This window comes from Saccharothrix xinjiangensis, assembly GCF_039527585.1.
Classification (GTDB): domain Bacteria; phylum Actinomycetota; class Actinomycetes; order Mycobacteriales; family Pseudonocardiaceae; genus Actinosynnema; species Actinosynnema xinjiangensis.
This window is the reverse complement of the sequence record NZ_BAAAKE010000002.1, coordinates 374611-389444: the sequence shown is the minus strand read 5'-3', so window position 1 is coordinate 389444 and position 14834 is coordinate 374611. Positions and strand designations below refer to the sequence as shown.

The 14834-nt window shown below is 72.1% G+C and carries 10 protein-coding genes; 4 read left to right on the top strand and 6 right to left on the bottom strand.

What is annotated here, in order from left to right; genetic code table 11:
* Positions 1-31: 31 nt before the first annotated feature.
* The 3 genes from ABD223_RS07120 to cobA all read left to right on the top strand — a co-directional run bounded on the left by ABD223_RS07120 (position 32) and on the right by cobA (position 2551).
* The gene (locus ABD223_RS07120) at positions 32-817 is read left to right on the top strand and encodes a S1 family peptidase (RefSeq protein WP_344035112.1); all 786 of its coding nucleotides are present in this window, start codon (positions 32-34) and stop codon (positions 815-817) included.
* 129 nt (positions 818-946) lie between these two features.
* Complete coding sequence (locus ABD223_RS07115; RefSeq protein WP_344035111.1) at positions 947-1282, top strand: hypothetical protein; 336 nt, start codon at positions 947-949, stop codon at positions 1280-1282.
* Positions 1283-1333: 51 nt separating this feature from the next.
* Complete coding sequence (gene cobA / locus ABD223_RS07110) at positions 1334-2551, top strand: uroporphyrinogen-III C-methyltransferase (protein ID WP_344035110.1); 1218 nt, start codon at positions 1334-1336, stop codon at positions 2549-2551.
* On the opposite strand, the gene ABD223_RS07105 is transcribed toward cobA, so the two are convergent.
* On the bottom strand, positions 2496-3440 hold the full coding sequence (locus ABD223_RS07105; RefSeq protein ID WP_344035109.1) for a hypothetical protein: 945 nt from the start codon (positions 3438-3440) through the stop codon (positions 2496-2498). The genes cobA and ABD223_RS07105 overlap by 56 nt on opposite strands.
* A 229-nt stretch (positions 3441-3669) precedes the next feature.
* Here ABD223_RS07105 and ABD223_RS07100 point away from each other — a divergent pair, with 229 nt between their 5' ends.
* The gene (locus tag ABD223_RS07100; RefSeq protein WP_344035108.1) at positions 3670-4527 is read left to right on the top strand and encodes an ArsR/SmtB family transcription factor; all 858 of its coding nucleotides are present in this window, start codon (positions 3670-3672) and stop codon (positions 4525-4527) included.
* A 4-nt stretch (positions 4528-4531) separates the two neighbouring features.
* Here the strand turns inward: ABD223_RS07100 and ABD223_RS07095 are convergent, their stop codons facing one another.
* The 5 genes from ABD223_RS07095 to ABD223_RS07075 all read right to left on the bottom strand — a co-directional run bounded on the left by ABD223_RS07095 (position 4532) and on the right by ABD223_RS07075 (position 14619).
* Positions 4532-9154, bottom strand: a complete 4623-nt coding sequence (locus ABD223_RS07095; RefSeq protein ID WP_344035107.1) for a WD40 domain-containing protein — start codon at positions 9152-9154, stop codon at positions 4532-4534.
* The gene (locus tag ABD223_RS07090) at positions 9151-9636 is read right to left on the bottom strand and encodes a TIR domain-containing protein (RefSeq protein WP_344035105.1); all 486 of its coding nucleotides are present in this window, start codon (positions 9634-9636) and stop codon (positions 9151-9153) included. Before ABD223_RS07090 ends, ABD223_RS07095 begins: the two co-directional genes overlap by 4 nt.
* A 75-nt stretch (positions 9637-9711) precedes the next feature.
* On the bottom strand, positions 9712-11337 hold the full coding sequence (locus tag ABD223_RS07085; RefSeq protein WP_344035104.1) for an ABC-F family ATP-binding cassette domain-containing protein: 1626 nt from the start codon (positions 11335-11337) through the stop codon (positions 9712-9714).
* Between the two features lie 285 nt (positions 11338-11622).
* Positions 11623-13095 (bottom strand): DEAD/DEAH box helicase, encoded by a 1473-nt coding sequence (locus ABD223_RS07080; RefSeq protein ID WP_344035103.1) that lies wholly within the window; start codon positions 13093-13095, stop codon positions 11623-11625.
* Positions 13096-13644: 549 nt separating this feature from the next.
* Positions 13645-14619: a serine protein kinase RIO gene (locus tag ABD223_RS07075; RefSeq protein WP_380645681.1), complete on the bottom strand. Its 975-nt coding sequence runs from the start codon at positions 14617-14619 to the stop codon at positions 13645-13647.
* Positions 14620-14834: the final 215 nt, after the last annotated feature.

Sequence of the window (14834 nt, the reverse complement as noted above, 5' to 3'; positions counted from 1 at the left end):
ACCAGGCGCACCCCTGCTCGGAAGGATCGACATGGCGAAAACCCTGCATCGCCTGATCACGTCGTTGGTCGCGGCCGTGGCCGCGGTGGGTCTGATGACCACGGCGCCCGCCGGGGCGTCCACGTCCGACGACGTCTCCCCGTTCATCGTCGGTGGTTCCCGCGTGTCCACCAGCTCCTACCCGTGGGTCGTCTACCTGGCCACCAGCAGCGGCGGCCAGTTCTGCGGCGGCACGCTGGTGGGCGCCACCAAGGTCGTCACCGCCGCGCACTGCGTGAGCGGCCGCTCCGCGTCCAGCACCCGCGTGGTGCACCGCCGGGACGACAAGCAGAGCACGGCGGGCACCGTGGCCACGGTGTCGCGGATCTGGGTGCACCCCAGCTACCGCACCGCCAGCTCCGGCTACGACGTCGCGGTGCTGACCCTCGGCACCAGCCTGCCCGCGCCCTACCTGCCGCTGGCCACCCCGTCGGACACCGCCCTGTACGCGGCGGGCACGAACGCGACCATCCTCGGCTGGGGCACCACGTCCTCGGGCGGCTCCGCCTCGCGCTACCTGCTCGGCGCGACCGTGCCGCTGACGTCGGACGCCACGTGCCGTTCGGCGTACTCCAACTACAGCGCCACCGCGATGATCTGCGCCGGTCTCACCCAGGGCGGCGTGGACACCTGCCAGGGCGACTCGGGCGGCCCGCTGGTGGCCGGTGGCAAGCTCATCGGCGCGACCTCGTTCGGTCGCGGCTGCGCCCTGGCCGGCTACCCCGGCGTGTACGCGCGCATCGCCAGCTACTACTCGACGATCAGCGCGCAGCTGTAGCGACACCGCGGCTGTGGGGACGTGCGGCCGTAGCGACACCACGGCCGTAGGGACACCGCAGCCGTAGCGGCACCGCGACGTGCCCACGACCGGGTTGCCTCCCGGTCGTGGGCACGTCGTTCTTGTTCGATGGGCGCCGTGCGCCCCCCGCTGCTCGTCGCCCCCTTCCTGCTCGTCGCCCCGCTCCTGCTGCTCATCCCGCTCCTGCCGGTCCTCCTGGCGCTGTCCGCCGTCCCGGCGTTCGCGGCGGCCGGCCTGCACGCCTGCGGCACCTCGGTGCACGGCGACTCCGGCACCGGCTGGTGCTCCGGCCACGGCGTCTTCCGCCTGGTCGTGGCCTGCGACGACGGCGATTTCGCGCGCGGCGCCTGGCTCACCGTCAACGGCGGGCGGGGCACGGTCGGCGTCTCCTGCGTGGCCGGCTCCCCGGCGGTCGGCGCGGAGATCGAGCCCCGGGAACCGTGATGTGACGCACGCTGGTTGGACACCACATGTCTGACGTGGATCCTTCTACCCATGCACGGTGAACAGCACTACCTCGTGGGCCTGGACCTGACCGGGCGTCGGGTCGTCGTCGTCGGCGGTGGCACGGTCGCCCAGCGCCGCCTGCCCAGGCTGGTCGCGGCGGGCGCGCGGGTCGAGGTCGTCTCCCCCGAGGTCACCCCGGCCGTCCAGGGCGTGGTCGACGGCGGCGAGGCCACCTGGCAGGCCCGCGAGTACGCCGACGGCGACCTGGACGACGCCTGGTACGTGCTGGCCTGCACCTCGGACCCCGCGGTCAACGCCCGCGTCGCGGCCGACGCGGAGGCGCGCCGGGTGTTCTGCGTGCGCGCGGACGTGGCGGTGAAGGGCACCGCGGTGACGCCCGCGGTCGGCGAGCACGACGGGCTGCTGCTGGGCGTGCTGGCCGGCGGGCAGCACCGCCGGTCCGCGAGCGTGCGGGACGGGCTGCTCGCCGCGCTGCGCGACGGTTCCCTGGCCGACCACCACGACCAGCCGGCCGGCGTGGCCCTGGTCGGCGGCGGACCGGGCGACCCGGACCTGATCACCGTGCGCGGGCGGCGGCTGCTGGCGCGGGCGGACGTGGTGGTGGCCGACCGGCTGGGACCCCGGGAGCTGCTGGACGAGCTGCCGCCGCACGTGGAGGTCGTGGACGCGGCCAAGATCCCCTACGGCCGGGCCGCGACGCAGGACTTCATCAACGCGACGCTGGTCGACAACGCCAAGGCGGGCAAGTTCGTGGTGCGCCTCAAGGGCGGCGACCCGTACGTGTTCGGGCGCGGGTTCGAGGAGCTGATCGCGTGCGCCGAGGCGGGCGTGCCGGTCACCGTCGTGCCGGGCGTGACCAGCGCGTTCGGCGTGCCGGCGCTGGCCGACGTGCCGGTGACGCACCGGGGCGTGGCGCACGAGGTGGTGGTCGTGTCCGGCCACGTCGCCCCGGACGACCCGAGGTCCCTGGTGGACTGGGACGCCCTGGCCCGGCTCAACGGCACCGTGGTGATCCTGATGGGCGTGGAGCGGGCGGGCGCGTTCGCGGCGGCGCTGCGGGCGGGCCGCCCCGGCGACACGCCGGTGTCGGTGATCCAGGAGGGCAGCACCCGGGCGCAGCGGGTGCTGTCGTCCACATTGGACTCCCTGGGCGACGACGTCGTGGCGAACGGCGTCCGCCCGCCCGCGATCATCGTTGTGGGACCGGTCGCCGGGTTGGCCGGGGAACTGCCGTTCCGGTCCTGAGCGCCCACACCACCCCGGCGGCCACGAGCGCGGCCAGGACGGCGAGCAGGACCAGCGTGAGGCCGCCGGGGTGGACCAGGGGCTCGCCCCGCAGCGCCTGCTGCGTCACCACGGCGAACAGCCCGGCGCAGCCGAGCGCGACCACGCCGACCAACCGCGTCCGCGCCCGCTCGGCCAGCCCGAGGACCGCGAGACCGGCCGCCAGCAGCACCACCACCTGGAGGGCGTGCATGCCGACGAAGTGCGGGATGCGCAGGTCGCCGCCCGTGGTGCTCCACCCGGTCACCGGCATCGACGGCCCGCCGTCCGGCACGCCGACGCTGTGCCCGCCGACGAGGTCGACCGCCCGCCCCGAGGCGTCGGTGGTGGTCACCTGCTTGTCGACCTGGAAGGACATCAGGTAGCCGCCGGCCATGCCCAGGACCGCCAGCCCCAGCCCGGAGCGCACCGCCAACCGGACGTCCGGCGAGGCGAAGCGCTGGAACGACAGCACGAGCGCCAGCGCCACGTTCGCCAGGAACATCACCGGGATGGTCGTGGCGAACGCCTGCTGCACGACCTGGTTGAACGGGTCGTCCGACTGGTTGTAGTGGCTGAACGTGCCGCGCACCGCCTGGAGCCCGACCAGGCCGACGTCCACGAACAGGATCAGCGCGCTGGTGGTGCCCAGCAGCGTCGTCCACCGCTTACCCCGGTGCGGCAGCGACAGCATCCACGACAGCGTCGCCGAGTAGAGCGCCAGCGCCACCGCGAACTTGAGCGGCTTCATCCACAGCGGCGCGCCTTGGAGCTGCCGCCCGTCCACGAGCAGCGCCACCAGGCAGGCGACCGCCGCGACCCCCATCACCACGGCCACCCACAGGGTCGGCCGGTGCCACGTCTTCGTCACCCGGACCAGGGTGGGCGAGGCGGGGTCCCCGGGGCACTGGTGCGGGCACGCCGGACGTGGGTGGGGGCAGCCTCACCGCCTGACGCGCGATTCGGGTGAGGGGGTTCGGGGTCGCCGGTCGCGCTGGTCGGCTGCGGTCGTCCGGGGCGGCTGCGGCGGGCCGTTCGGGGTCGGCTGTGGAGGCCGTGCGGGTCGGCTGCGAAGACCGGCCCGCTCTAGTCTGCACGGCGTGGCGGTGTGGGTGAGGCTGGCCGGGGTCGGTCTGGCCAGGGTGCGGTTCGCGTACTCGCCGGTGTTCGAGACGGTGATGGCGGTGGACGGCCTGCGCACGCCCGGCGCGCACGCCGTGCACCTGCCGTGGGTGCGGTGGGCCGGGGAGCGGGCGGCGGGCATCCCGGGTGTGGACGTGCTCCTGACCCGCCTGGAGGGCCCGGCGAAACCGGCGGAGCTGATGCCCGTGCCGGACGTCCGGATGCCCGACCTGGAGACGGAGCTGCGCGCGGTGCCCGCTGCGGAGGCCGAGGTCATCCGGCGCTGCCACGAGGTGTTGGTGGCGCCGCACTGGAAGCGCATCACCGCCGTGCTCGAAGCCGACATCGCCGCCCGCGCGGCGACGTTGGCGGACAAGGGCGTGGAGGCGGTGTTCAAGGACCTGCACCCGGAGGTCACGTGGACCGACGGCGAGCTGGTGCTGCACCGCAAGCCCGAGCACCGGGTGGACCTGGCCGAGCACGGCTTGGTGCTGTGCCCCAGCGTGTTCTGCTGGCCGAAGGCGTGGATCGCGATCGACCCCGTCGGGCAGGGCGTGCTGCGCTACCCGGCGCGCGGGATCGGCGCGCTGTGGGAGGACCGGACCGCGCCGCACGACGACCTGGCGGCGTTGATCGGGCGCACGAGGGCGCGGCTGCTGACATTGCTGGAAGCGCCGCGCGGCACAGCGGACCTGGCAGCGGCGCTGGACGTGACGGCGGGCGCGGTGTCGCAGCACATCGCGGTGCTGCGGGCAGCCCGCCTGGTCACCACCCGACGCGAAGGCAGACACGTGCTGCACATGCGCACCACCCGCGCCGACAGGCTGTTGGAATGACGGCTCAGGGGTCCGTGAACAGCGGAAGTTTGCCGAAGGTCTCCGCGGGGAGGAGGTCCACCCGGCCGTCTTTGACGACGTTCCAACCGAGCCAGCGCCAGGCGTTCCCGGTGCAGCCGAGGACGCGGTTCTCCAAGGTGTTGTAGACGGCCAGTTCGCCGTCGGGGAAGAAGGCGAACACCAGACCGGTGGCTTGGCCGGTGGTGGCGTCCCAGGTGCGGACGGTGCTGTCGTCGCTGCCGGTGAGGATCTGGGTGCCGTCGGGGGACCAGGCCACCGCGTTGATCCAATCGGTGTGGCCGGTGAGGTGGTGGAGGGGTTCGCCGGTGGTGGCGTTCCAGATCCTGGTGCCGTTGCCGCCGGTGAGGACGCGGGTGCCGTCGGGGGACCAGGCCACCGCGTTGGTCGTACCGGTGAGGTGGTGGAGGGGTTCGCCGGTGGTGGCGTTCCAGATCCTGGTGCCGTTGCCGCCGGTGAGGACGCGGGTGCCGTCGGGGGACCAGGCCACCGCGTGCACCCTGTCGGTGTGGCCGGACAGTTGGTGGACCACTTCGCCGGTGGTGGCGTCCCAGGTGCGGGTGGTGTCGTCGCTGCTGGTGAGGATCCGGGTGCCGTCGGGGGACCAGGTCATTGCGTTGATCCAATCGGCGTGCCCGGTGAAGCGGTGCAAGGCTCTGCCGGTGGTGGTGTCCCAGGTGCGGACGGTGTTGTCGTCGCTGCTGGTGAGGATCCGGGTGCTGTCGGGGGACCAGGCCACGGCGTTGGCTGCGCCGGTGAGGTGGTGGACCACATCGCCGGTGGTGGCGTTCCAGATCCTGGCCTCGTTGCTGCCGCCGGTGAGGACGCGGGTGCCGTCGGGCGACCAGGCCACCGCCTTGACCCGGTCTGTGCGGCTGGTCATGCGAGGAGTGATCCCGGTGGTGGTGTCCCAGATGCGGACGGTGTTGTCGTCGCTGCTGGTGAGGATGTGGTCGCCGTTGGGGGACCAGGCCACCGAGTGCACTCGGTGGGTATGGCCGGTGAGGTAGTGGAGTTGTTCTCCGGTGGTGGTGTCCCAGATGCGGACGGTGTTGTCGTTGCCGCTGGTGAGGATGTGGTCGCCGTTGGGGGACCAGGCCACCGAGTGCACTTTGTGGGTGTGGACCGTGAGACGGTGGAAGACGATTTCGCCGGTGGTGGCGTTCCAGATCCTGACGTCGTTGCTGCCGCCGGTGAGGATCCGGGTGCTGTCGGGGGACCAGGCCACGGCGTTGGCTGCGCCGGTGAGGTGGTGGAGGGGTTCGCCGGTGGTGGCGTTCCAGATCCTGGCCTCGTTGCTGCCGCCGGTGAGGACGCGGGTGCCGTCGGGCGACCAGGCCACCGCGTGCACCCTGTCGGTGCGGTCGGCCAGTTGGTGGACCACTTCGCCGGTGGTCGCGTTCCAGATGTGGGCACCGTTGCCGCCGGTGAGCATGCGGGTGCCGTGTGGGGACCAGGCCACTGCGGTGACCGGGTCGGTATGGTTGCTCCTCTGGTAGACGAGGTGGCCGGTCATGGCGTTCCAGACGTTGATGCCGTTGCCACCGGTCAGGATGCGGATGCCGTTGGGCGACCAGGCCACCGCCTGCACCCCGCGGGCGTGGACGGTGAGGTGGTGCAGGTCTTCTCCCGTGGCGGCGCTCCAGACGCGCACGTTCTTGCTGCCGCCGGTGAGGATGCGGGTGCTGTCGGGCGACCAGGCGACCGCGTTGACCGGGTCGGTGTGGTGGGTTACGTGATGAATGATCTCGCCGGTGGCGGCGTCCCAGATCCTCACGCCGTTGCCGCCGGTGAGGATGCGGGTGCCGTCGGGTGACCAGGCCACCGTGCGTGCCCAGTTGGTGTGGACGATCAAGTGGCTCAGGCGGGCACCGGGCGGGGGTTCGGTTTCCGCCATCGGTGCGATCAACAACCCGGGATCGGTGTCCGACGACGACGTGCAGTCGAGCAGTTTGGTCCTGTAGACCTTCGTCCGGGTGAAGTCGATGTCGTCAGTGTCGCATCGCCGGAGTACCGCCCCCGCGGCGCGGGTGCCGATCCACAGCGAGTTGCTCAATCGCGATCCGTGAAATTCTGTGTTGCTCGCGTCGGCGTCACTGAAGATGGAGTGGGAGAGGTCGACGTTGTGGAAGGTGGCGAGTCGGAGATCGGCACCGGTGAAGTTCGCGTGCTGCATCGGGAGTTTCGCGTTCTCGTTCGCCTCGATCCGCCACCCCGCCAGCTCCGCCCCTGGGAGTTGGATCCTGGCCAGCGGTTGGTGCGGGTACCCGTGGTTCTTGGCGTGCAGGGCGTACGCGAAGGCCAGTTCGGATACTTCGGCTAAGTATTCGTGCCCGATTTCCTGGAGGGCCGACAGCGTCCGGGACCGCGTGTCACCGTGTGCGGCGTCTATGGATTGGCCGAAGAAATCGAGCGTCTCTTGGCTCGGCACGGTGATCGCGATCGAGGTGTACCCGCGTGCGGGAAGTCCCGCGTCGGAGAGCGTGCGGAAGAGGTAGCGAGCAAGGAAGTACTCGAAGAGCGAGCGGTGGGCGAAACGGAACGTGTCGCCCTCCCTCTTGAGGAAGGTTGCGGTGCGGAAGTCCGCCTTCCACAGGTCGGGCACGTGTTCGCGGTAGTGCCGTCGCAGTTCCGGCCTCTGGTCGAGGAGGTCGATGAGCCAGTCGTCGACGTCCGAAGGGCTCCACGCGTTTCGGCCCGACCTCCACAGTGCTGCTGCGATCTCCTCCATGAGCAGGCGCTTGTGGTCGGGGATGAGCGTGTGCTTGCCGGAATCGCGGGAGATCCAACGCTCGACCACCTCGGAGTAGATGTCGATCGAGCGCAGTGCGAGGCCCTGAAGTTTCGCCTTCTCGATGAACTCCACCTGGTCGGCGATCAAGCGCAGGGTGATCGGACGGCGGGCGAGGTCGGGCAGGTCGTGGACCGCCGCGATGGTCTGCAAGAATTCCGAGACCCATTCCTCGCTGCGGCCGAGGTTGGCGGCCAGGTACTCCCGCACTTGTTCATCCTGGAACGGCAGCATGAGCAGTGCCAGGTAATCGCTGCCGCGCAGGCCTTGCCGGGTTTCACCGGTGAAGTAGGCCACTTCGTCGCGGATGGTGCGGAAGTACTGCGTACGGCAAGTGAGCAGCATCCGCGCCGCCGAGCGGTCGGTCATCGCACGCCACAACTGGCGGGTGAAAAGTTGCTGATCGTGCGAGCCCAAGTGGACGAGCACCTCGTCGAGGCCATCGAACACGACCACGACGTTCCCCTTTTCGAACCGCTTTCGCACGATGTCGGCGTTCAAGCGTTCGGGAGCGACGCCCGCTGGACGGGTCGCGTCCAGCATGCTGTCCAGGATCTGGTCCAGGGTCATCGACGTGTCGAGCGCGGCGACGCGCACGTCACGAAGGTCGAAGTGGACCGGCAGCGGCACTGAGGGGTCCTTCTTGTGGAGCTTCAACAACTGCTTGGTGAAGAGCTTTGCGGTGGTGGTCTTGCCCATGCCGACATCACCGAGCAGCGCGCAGAGCCGGGATGCCCCCGGCGCGCTGTCCGTGGCCCAGGCGACGAGCCGATCGACTGCTCGCAGGGGTGGGCTGACGGCGAAATCGGTGTTGCCCAACTGCGACTCCTGCAGAGATGTCTCCGCCAGGTTCGCCGGGACCAGGTGTGGGCTGTCGTCGCGCCGTTGGCTGCGGATGACCTTGTTCACCCAGGTCAAGATCGAGTCGTCGTCTCCGAGTCGTTCGTCGACCGGGGCGGACGGCCCGGACAGGGCACGTCGGATTTCGTTCACCACGTGCTTGACGTAGCTGCTGCGGCGCGAGGTGTTCACCAGCCCATCCCACGGTTCGTCCGCACGCTGCACGTCGTGCCGCTGCAATGGGCCCAGGTAGACCGGGCCATCCGGCAACGAACTGAAGGCGAAGGCCACGATCCTGCCTGGCCGTTCGAGCGCCCGCCTGCGTTCTTCCGGGTTCGCCAGGTACGCGGGGCTCACCAGCACCACGCGGACGTCGGCTTCCGACGCCAACCGATCGCGCGTTTGCCCGACGTCCTCACCCAGACCGACCGACCGCGGGTCCTGGACCTCCCACCGCCGTTCCGGATCTGCCCCGAGCAGGTTGCGGAGCTGCTCCAGGAGCTTCTCTGCGCCTCGCGCGGCAGCACCCGTGGTGGGGTGGAAGCTGACGTACACACGGGTACGGCGGGAATCGCCCAGTTCCGCGACTTCCGGGGGCACCGGTCGCTCACCCCCGGTCCGCTCGGCGGCTTCCCCCGTGAAGGCGACGATGCTTTTCTCGACGAGGTCGCCGCCGCTGAACCACCCGTACCGCCGGTCGGGCGGGGTCTTGCGCGATTCGAGCTCCAACCGCAGGTCGACGCCTGCTTCATCGGCCGCGTTGTTCACGCGGCGCCGGAAGTCCTGAAATGCGTCCTGTGCGCGGGAATCCCCTTCCGGGAACTCCCCCGCCTCCAGCGCCGCGCGCAGCAGGAAGCGCCCGTCCCCGCCGACGAGGTCGCGGATGGTCGTCAGACGGGCGATCTGCATCGTGGTCAACCTCGACCGCAGGGCCTCGATGCGATCGGTGATTTCGTCCAGGCGCAGGAGGGTGGTCACAGCTCCCGGTAACCGTTCGAGGAAAGAGCACGCCGGCGGATAGAGGCAGCGAGGTCGTTCGCGAACCTGGTCCGGCGCGCGCCGGACAGGTCCGCGAAGCTTCGTCCCTCCCTGGTGAAGACCAGGGTCCGCTCGACGCCTCCGAGGTCGTGTTCCGGGCTGAACGCGGGCAGGGGGCTGAGCGCCACCGGCAAGGCGCCTCCGTCGGCGCCCGGTCCCACGAACCGCGGCAGCTCGCGCTCGCGGATGAAGCTGCTGGCGAAGTACTTCGGGCTCAGCAGGAGCAGCCCGAAGTCCGCCTGGTCGAGCCGGTCCAGGATGCTCGGGAGGAACTCCTCCCCGCACGTCAGGTGGCTGTCTTCCCACCACTCGACCGTAAGGTCGGTGAAGCGCAGGGCAGGGAGGAGCTCCTCCAGCAGCGCGGTCTTGAGCACGGCGTCCCGGTGGCACCAGCTCAGGAAGATCCGGATGCGGTCGACCACAACAGCTCCTGACAACCCCGGATCGAACCCCGGATCGCGTGACCCTAACAGCGCTGGTCCCAGGAGAAACCGCACTTAAGCGGGCGGCCCGGCCTCGGCCAGTTCCCCGCCCTCCAGCCGCAGCCACCGCCGCACGCCGATCTCGGCCAGGAACCGGTCATCATGGCTGACCACCACGAACGCGCCCCGATAAGCGTTGAGCGCGCCGGTCAGCTGCTCGACGCTGACCAGGTCCAGGTTGTTGGTCGGCTCGTCCAGCAACAGCAGCTGCGGCGCGGGTTCGGCGCACAGCACGCACAGCAGCGTCGCCCGCAGCCGCTCGCCGCCCGACAGCACGCCGACCGGGAGGTGCGCGCGGTCGCCCCGGAACAGGAACCGCGCCAGCAGGTGCATGACCTCCGAGTCCGACAGCCCCGGCGCGGACGTCCTCAGGTTCTCGGCGGTGCCGCGGTCGAGGTCGAGCAGGTCCAGCCGCTGCGACAGGTACGCCACCCGGCCCTCGGCCCGGATCATCACGCCGCTGTCCGGTTCCCGCAGGCCGGCGACCAGTCGCAGCAGCGTGCTCTTGCCCGCGCCGTTGGGTCCGGTGAGCGCGATCCGCTCCGGGCCGCGGACGACCAGGTCGACGCCGGTGCCCGCGAACACCTCGCGCCCGCCGTGGGCGACGCGCAGCCGCTGGCCGTGGAACACCGTGCGGCCCGCGGGCACCTCGGTGCCGGGCAGGGACAGCGCGATCACGGGGTCCTCGCGCGTGGCGCGGTCGGCCTCGTCGAACCGGCTCTTGGCGGCGTCCACCCGCTGGGCGTGCACGTCCTCGGCCCGGCCCGCGGACGCCTGCGCCCACCGCTTCAGGTTGCCCTGCGCGATGCGCGGGATGTCGGCGCCGCCGCGCGCGCCGCTGCTCGCGCGGCGGGCGGCCCGTTCCCGGGCCTGCTGCATCTCGCGCTTCTCCCGCTTCAGCTCCTGCTCGGCGTTGCGGAGGTTCTTCTCCGCGACCTCGCGCGAAGCCTGCCTGGCGGCCTCGTAGGAGGAGAAGTTGCCGCCGTGCAGGCGGAGCTGCCCGGGGCTCAGCTCGGCGACGCGGTCGACGCGGTCGAGCAGCGACCGGTCGTGGCTGACCAGCAGCAGGCAGCCGCGCCAGTCGCCCACCACGGCCTCCAGCCGCCGGCGCGCCTCGCGGTCGAGGTTGTTGGTCGGCTCGTCGAGCAGCAGCACGTCCGGCCGCCTCAGCAGCTGGGCGGCCAGCCCCAGGGAGACGACCTGGCCGCCGCTGAGCGTGCCGAGGCGCCGGTCCAGCGCGACGTCGCCCAGGCCGAGCCGGTCCAGTTCGGCGCGGGCCCGCTCCTCGACGTCCCAGTCGTTGCCGACCGCGGCGAAGTGCTCCTCGCTCGCGTCGCCGGACTCGATCGCGGCCAGCGCGCGGATGGCCGGGGCGATGCCCAGCACGTCCGCCGCGGTCAGGTCGGCGGTGAGCGGCAGCGACTGCGGCAGGTAGCCGAGCACGCCGTCGACCACGACGGCGCCCGCGGTGGGCGTCAGCTCGCCCGCGACGAGCTTGAGCAGCGTGCTCTTGCCCGCCCCGTTGGGCGCGACCAGCCCGGTGCGGCCGGGACCGGCGGTGAAGGACAGGTCCTGGAAGACGGGTGTGCCGTCGGGCCAGGAGAAGGACAGGGTGGTGGCGGTGATGGAGTTCTTGGACACGTGTGGGAGCCCTCGTGCGCGGTACGGGCGGCCGCCCGTCGGTGGAAGGGTGGACGACGGGAGCACGACCGGTAGCGGCGCCACCGCGTGACGCGGGCACCGCCGGTCGTGGTTCCGGGTATCACCCGGAGACGTCGTCCTCAGCCACCAGCAAAGCGCGAACTCCCTGAAGAACTCGTGGGGCTGCCGAGCTTAGCAGCGCCCGACGCCACGACACCGGCACAGCGAACGGCCGGCCCCCACCTCGCGGTGAGAGCCGGCCGACTCACTCGTTCGTGTAAATCGTCAGTGCTGCGCCACCCGACGCGGGCGACCGGCCGAGCGGTCCCGGTCGGAGCGACCGGCGCGGAAGCCGCCGCGGCGCGGACCACCGACGCCGCCGACGCCGCCGCCACCGGTGCGGCGACCCCGGACCGGCATGACCTCGGGCTCGGCCACGGGCACGCCGCTGGGCACCCGGGCGCCCGTGATCCGGATCAGGTCCTCGTCACCGGGGCGCACCTTGGTCGACGCGGGCCGGATGCCGGCGCGGGCGGTCAGGCCCTGGACGGCGCGCCGCTGGTCGTGCGTCACCAGGGTGACCACGGTGCCCGACTGGCCGGCGCGGGCGGTGCGGCCCGCCCGGTGCAGGTAGTCCTTCGGGTCGGCGGGCGGGTCCACGTGCACGACCAGGCTCACGTCGTCCACGTGGATGCCGCGCGCGGCGACGTCCGTGGCGATCAGCACCGGTGTGGCGCCCTCGCGGAACTGGCCCAGCACCCGCGTGCGCGCGCTCTGCGCCTTGCCGCCGTGCAGCGCGCCCGCCTGCACGCCGACCGACCGCAGCTTCTTGGCCAGCCGGTCGACGTGGTGCTTGGTGCGCACGAACATGATCGTGCGGCCCTCGCGGGCGGCGACCTCGGTCACCACCGACTGCTTGTCCTCGGCGGACACGAACAGCAGGTGGTGCTCCATGGTGGTGACGCTGCCGGTGGGCGGCGCGACCGAGTGGACCACCGGGTCGTGCAGGTACTGGCGGACCAGCTTGTCCACGTCGCCGTCCAGCGTCGCGGAGAACAGCAGCCGCTGGCCGTCCTGCGGGGTCAGGTCGAGGATGGCGCGCACCTGCGGCATGAAGCCCATGTCGGCCATCTGGTCGGCCTCGTCCAGCGCGGTGAACATGACCTCGGACAGGTCGGCCGTGCCCTGCCGCACGTGGTCGGACAGCCGGCCGGGCGTGGCGATCAGCAGGTCGACGCCGCGGCGCAGCGCGTCGACCTGGCGGGGGAACGACGTGCCGCCGACGACCGTGCGGCACCAGAGGCCCAGGGAACGCGCGAACGGCGACAGGGCCTCCTCGACCTGCATGGCCAGCTCACGCGTCGGCACGAGCACCAGCGCGCGCGGCTTGAGCGGCTTGGCCCGGCCACCGGCCAGGCGGGACAGCAGCGCCAGGCCGAACGCGAGCGTCTTGCCCGAGCCGGTCTGGCCGCGGCCCAGGAGGTCGCGGCCGGACAGGGCGTCCGGCAGCGTGGCGGCCTGGATGGGGAACGGGTCGGTGATGCCCGCCTGGACCAGGGCGCGCAGCAGCTCGTCGGCCAGGCCCAGTTCGGCGAAGGAGGGCAGCGGGCCCTCGGGGAGGGTGCTCTCGACGTGTTCTGGAACGGTGGTCGTCAGCTCCGCGACGGGGGCCGGACGACGGTTGCCCTGGCCAGGGCGCCTGCTGCGGGAACTGCGGTACTGCGGGCGCTCGGAACGGCCTTGGGACGTATGCGGCAAAACAAACCTCCGGGACACGGCACGTCTCGGCGGATTGCTCTGCATGTCAGCAGGCGCGATCGCGGGACGGGCCCGGCGCGCGGTCGCGCCGATAGTGGTTGGGAGCACCACCGGCCACTCTGGCGGCCTGGGGCGCTTCGTGGCGCCACCGGGCGGTGCGCTACCCAGTGTAGCTGATCACCCGGGGTGCCGGCGCAACTCGCTCGGCCGGCGGCCCGAACGGGCGAGGAAACGGGCTGTCGCGCAGGCGCCGCCGACGACCGCGGGGAACCGGATGAGCGCACGTGGCGACGCCTTCACCCGGATGCCCGCCCGGTCGAGTTGACGAAGTGCCCACCGGTTGAACGGGCGCCACGCCGACCACGAGGGTCGGGGTGAGCGGGCCCACTCCCTGCCGGCGCAACCCGGCCAGGTGCGGGTGGGACCCGCGAGGACCCGCTCCGACCGGCGGACGCCCTGGTCGGCGGGTTGTCCGGGGTCGCGCGCGCGGACCCGGAGGCCTCCTCGACGAGCGGCACGCGCCCGTCGAGGAGGTGGTGCGGCCGCTGGTCAGCGCAGACCCGCCAGGTCGAGCAGCTCGTCGGTGACCTCGCGCGGTTCGGCCAGCTCCGGCGGCAGCCCGCGCCCGGCGAACCACCCGGTGATGTTGCGCACGTCGCGCTCCAGGAACTCCGGGCCGTGCGGGTTGGCCACCAGGTCGACCACCTGCGGCAGGTCGATCACGACCAGCCGCCCGTCGTCGACCATGAGGTTGAACGCGGACAGGTCGCCGTGCGCCAGGCCCGCCGAGGCCATCACGCCCAGCACGTCCACGAGCTGCCGCCACAGGTCGAGCAGCTCGTCCGGTTCCGGCCGCAGCTGCGCGAGCCGCGGCGCGGCCTCGCCGTCCGCGCCGACGAACTCCAGCAGCAGTTCGGTGCCGTCCCGCTGCACCGGGTAGGGCACCGGCGCGCCCAGCTGCCACAGCCGGGTCAGCGCGGAGAACTCGGCCACCGCCCACCGCTCGGCGATGAGGTTGCGGCCGAACGCGCTGCGGTTGGCCATCGCGCGCATCTCGCGCGAGCGCCGCATCCGGCGCCCCTCCAGGTAACCCGCGTCGCGGTGGAACATCCGGTGGTCGTTGCTGCGGTACCGCTTGGCGGCCAGCAGGCAGGACCGGTCGGAGCCGGGCGTGGCGCGCTCCAGCAGGAAGACGTCCGCCTCCTTGCCGGTCTTGAGCACGCCCAGCTCGCGGTCCACCGCGGACAGGTCGGTGACCAGCCACGACGGGTGCGGTTCGGGCCCCTGCTCGGCGTCGCCCCAGGTGGACCACCGGTCGCCCTCGGGCGGGACGTCCGCGGTCCGCGCGTCCTCCCGCACCCGGGCGAGGCGGTCCTTGGCCTCCTCGGTGAGCCGGCCGCGGCGGGCCGGCGCGACGTCGTCGTCCCGGCGGGCTTCCCGCCCGGCCTTCTTGGTCCGCCGGCGCAGGTCGTCGGCGTGGTCGAAGCCGGTGTCGAAATCGGTGTGCTCATCGTGCTCGCGCACTGGTGATCGCTCCAGGTGAAGGGGGTGATCGCCCCACCCGGCGCGCGGCGTTGCCGGTCGCGTCAGGCGAGCGGGGCGAGCGGACGGGTCGGTGCCACGTCCCGGACGGCAATGGCCATCTGGCACCTCCTCGGGTCCGCCGTGGTCTCCACCACCGGCGCTTCACGCGTTCTCGCACAGGGTGCCCGGCCGCTCGGCGCGGGCGCAACCGGTTT